General features: G+C 49.1%; 2 protein-coding genes. Both read right to left on the bottom strand.

The features are described 5' to 3' along the window. Positions 1 to 259: 259 nt before the first annotated feature. Positions 260 to 3082, bottom strand: a complete 2823-nt coding sequence (locus tag LBJ25_02360) for an HAD-IC family P-type ATPase (GenBank protein MDR1452802.1) — start codon at positions 3080 to 3082, stop codon at positions 260 to 262. A gap of 182 nt (positions 3083 to 3264) precedes the next feature. Then, entirely contained in the window at positions 3265 to 3831 is a 567-nt protein-coding gene (locus LBJ25_02355; protein ID MDR1452801.1) for a hypothetical protein, read from the bottom strand. Positions 3832 to 3954: the final 123 nt, after the last annotated feature.

Here is a 3954-nt window from a genome sequence, read left to right as displayed (position 1 = left end):
CATAGCCACAGGCTATGGTTAGCTATCTCGGCTAAAGACAGATACTACTATCACTACATAATTAAAAAATAACAATATCTATTCAACGCTACATGAAACCATAGCCACAGGCTATGGTTCGCTATCTCGGCATGAATACAATTATTATTATCCGTCATATGCTTACAAAATGACAGCATCTCCATAACATTACATGAAACAGCCAACGGCTGTTCGCTATCTCGGCATAAATTTGACGGGACTCATTTTAGCAGAAAAATTAGTTTTGCGGTTTTGCGGAATTAGTCCCGCTCAAAACTTCGATTTTTTCCTCGATTTTTTTCTTTTTGCCTAGCCGCGCCGCGTTGAGCGCCGCCCCCACGGTCAAGCCCTCATGCGCTATTAGGGAGATGAACATATCCATCGTGCGCAGCATCCGGCCAACGCTGTTGCTGAACAAATTTCCAGCATAATTAAACACAAAGCCAGTATAACCGGTAACTACTCCGCCAATGATCAGCGCATTGCCCAAAGTGGAAAGGAGAATATTTTGTAGCATATTATCGGAATATCGCCGCGCCATTTGTAAAATATCTACGACCCTGGACAATCGGCTGCCGTCCGTAACCAGCGCGTGCGCGGCATTGCGCGCCAAACCCCTGGCGTTCCAGCTAATGCCAAAATCCGCCGCGGCCAGCGCGCCGCTGTCATTATTGCCGTCGCCAACCATAGTCACATATTGTTTGGCGCCGCTGGAGTCTTTTTGCAAAGATTTTATCAGCGCCTCTTTTTCTTCCGGCCGCAATTCAGCCTTTATATCCGTCTCCGGCAGCGGCTGAGCGCCGCGCGCCAGCAGTTCTTCATTCAACAGGCCGACCGCGGCTTGAACCCGCCGCCAGCTGTCCCCCGAAGCGATCACCACACGCCGTCCGGTTTTTTGCAGGGCGCTGAGCGTATCCGCCGCGTCCGCGCGCAGAGTCTCCGCGTATTCAAAATAAAGCCGCGCTTGGCTGTCAATAACCAGCGTCACAGCATCTCCACTGATATCGCCAATCTCTTCAGCGGGCAGCAAACCATTTTCACGCAGATACTTTAGTGAGCCGACCGTGACTTTATGCGTCTGCCCGTTTTCCACATAAACACCGCTCACCGCTTTGCCCAGATCTTGAAAATCTTTAATTTCAGTCCCCTGCTCCTGCAGTCCGATATATTTGCGTATTTCATCCGCAATAGGATGCGCGGCCAGTAATTCTATAGAATACAACAACGGCAAGTCTTGTTCTGGCACGCCATTTACAGTGTAATGCAATCCACGGATAGAAAGCTGCGCGCTATCTGTAAGCGTGTCGGTTTTGTCAAAAACAACGATCTGAGTTTTAGCGGCAGCGGCCAGAGCTTTGGGATCGCGTAAAATAATCCTGTCTTTGGCCAGACGGGAGATGAGAGCCAGTTTAGCGGTTGGCACGGCGGTTTGCACTCCGCAGGGAGTAGTTGCGACTAATATGGTCAAGGCATTTTTGATCGCGAACGTTGGCGAGAGTAAGCCCAACAATAGAGGCGACTTCTCCAATAAAATAGGCAAAGCGTTTTTGAACACAGGTAGTTTAGCAGCCAACACGCCCCACATAAAATAACCACTGGAAAACAAGCTCATCGCCGGAGACCATTTGCGACTGAAAGTTTCAACAACATCTTCCGCCGCGCTTTTATTTGCTATGGCCTGCTGTATCTGTTTTTCCTGCTGGACTAAAGCAGATTCCGCGTAAGTCCTGAGCGCCTGCGCCTGCGCTGTGTCGTCCAGAATAATAGCCCCGGCTAATATGGTTTGTCCGGGCATTTTTAGCACCGGCATGGATTCACCGGTCATGTGCGATTCGGACACAGTCATTTGCTGGAGAGCCACCGCGTCCACGGGCAGCATCTGGCCTTTTCTTAAAACAAGCGCGGCCTGCGGCAGAATGTCCTCTTTCGCGGTCAAGATCTGTCCGCTGTCCCGCATGGCCACATATTCCTTGGCCAGCTGGGAGCTGCTCATTATTTTCTCCAGAGCTTTGCGGGTTTTATTTTCCGCGAGTTTCTCCACTACTTGACTGAGATAACCGTGCATAACCGCCAGCCAGGCAGACTCAGCCAGCCCGGGCAAAGCTCCGCCGTAATTCTGCCAAGGCGTGCCCAAACATTCCTGAATAGCTTGCTGATGTATCGGACAGCAAGGAATATAATCGCCGCTGATAAAATTATACATAGAGACAAAAAACGGCAAGGTGATCGAAAGCGCAATCTGAGTGTCTATTGAAAATTCTCTCCGGCGGGCATCGCGCAGAAATTTAAAAAAAGCTTCTTCGCGCTCCGGCGTTAATTGCTCAGGAAAGACCGCCTGCGCCAGCCGGCGCTGTTCGCTTTGCGGAAGCAGCGCGGATCTGGCCAAAAATTTCTGCGCCCCCAGCAGCGTGCGCTTAAAAAAGAATTCCGCATTTTGTTCTGCCGTGCCGCGCAAATAAGCCATAGCCGCGTCGGTCTGGCTAATGGTCAACCCCAGATCAAAAAGCGCGGAACGCAGCTCTTCAGTGCAGTTTTGGGCATTGACCGTATAGACGCCAGCAGCCAACGGCGCGAGCGCTTTCTGCCGCTCCAGCAGGTTAAAAATCTGCTCCAGCAAACCTGAATCCTGCACCCCGGTCTGTAGGGCAAAAAGCTTTTGGTTAGTATTATTGATTTCCGGAAATTTGGTTTGTAATTCCTCCAGCGTAAAACGCGGCAACTGTAGTTTTTGCACGGCGCCTTTAACCAGATTAAAACCATATAAAGAGGCAAGGGTCAAAGCAAGGGTATTCACCGCGCCGAGTGTTCCGGAAGAATGAATTTTGAACAAAGATATATTTTGCACGGCATCAGCCAAAAGACGAGTATTCAAGCCTTCCGAAACCGAGCGCATCTGTGAAATCTGCCCGCCTAGACTGCCGGAACCGTAATGGATCAAAAGCGGTAGAGAAAAGATGAAAGCGGCATAAGCGCCTCCTGCTACAGCGCCGACAGTTTTCATGCCAGCCAAAAATTCAATTTTTTCTGCCGCTGGATCTACGGCAATAATTTTGAGATACATAAACATTTGCTCCTTCCCTTGAAATTATTGCAATTGAAGTTCAATTACAATAATTGGTTTATACACCAACCGCAAATAAATGTCAACACCTAACTCTCAGCCGCAATCTTAGTGACCTTGAGTTTTGCGTCAAATCTTTTTTGCTGAAAATAACTCTTGACTGCATAACTCATTAGATTATTCTAAACAGCCATTACTGCTTCCAGCTCTTCTTCCTGGAGCTCCGCGTCCTGTTTTTGTTTTTTCTTGCGCCGTTTCTCTTTTTCCTGCTGATCTTTTTGTTCGCGCTGACGCTCCAGATAGTCGCGCCAGACCCCGTACATGCCTTCCAGATCTTCATCATCTTCTTCTTTGTGCATAATTTTTCCGAAGAGCAGATTAATCAATTTGCTCAAATTCTCTTTTTGGACATCGCGTTCGTGGGCGATGCGGCTTAACTCCGCAAAAGAAATTATCGGCTGGGACGCCGCCCTGGTTTCTTTCGGCGCGGCCTCACCAAAAACCAAACCGCCAACCCTAGCCTCTTTTACGGCAATCCCAAAATCAAGTTTTTGTTGAGCATTGACTACTAATTTTTCACCATTCAACCCGGTAAGCACAGCAGTATTGGTCAGACCAGCCTGCACAAAAGCCAGATTGATCGGCACCGGTTTCTGCATAATTGCTTTTTCGCCAGCCGACAAATTGGCCGTCAGCGCCGCGTTATTTTGGGCCGGATCAAAGTTTTTTACTTCGCTAAATAGACTCAAAATCCGCGCCGACATTCCCCCTGTGGCGGCGCTATTAAACGAATTTACTGCGGCGGCAATATTCGCGGCGGACGAGGAAAGAGCTACACTAGAGGGAACAGACCCTGTCCGGGCAGAAGCAAT

This window comes from Candidatus Margulisiibacteriota bacterium (assembly GCA_031268855.1).
In the GTDB taxonomy this organism is placed as follows: Bacteria; Margulisbacteria; Termititenacia; order Termititenacales; family Termititenacaceae; genus Termititenax.
Note: the sequence above shows the minus strand (reverse complement) of the source record. Positions and strands in the feature narration are given on the sequence as shown.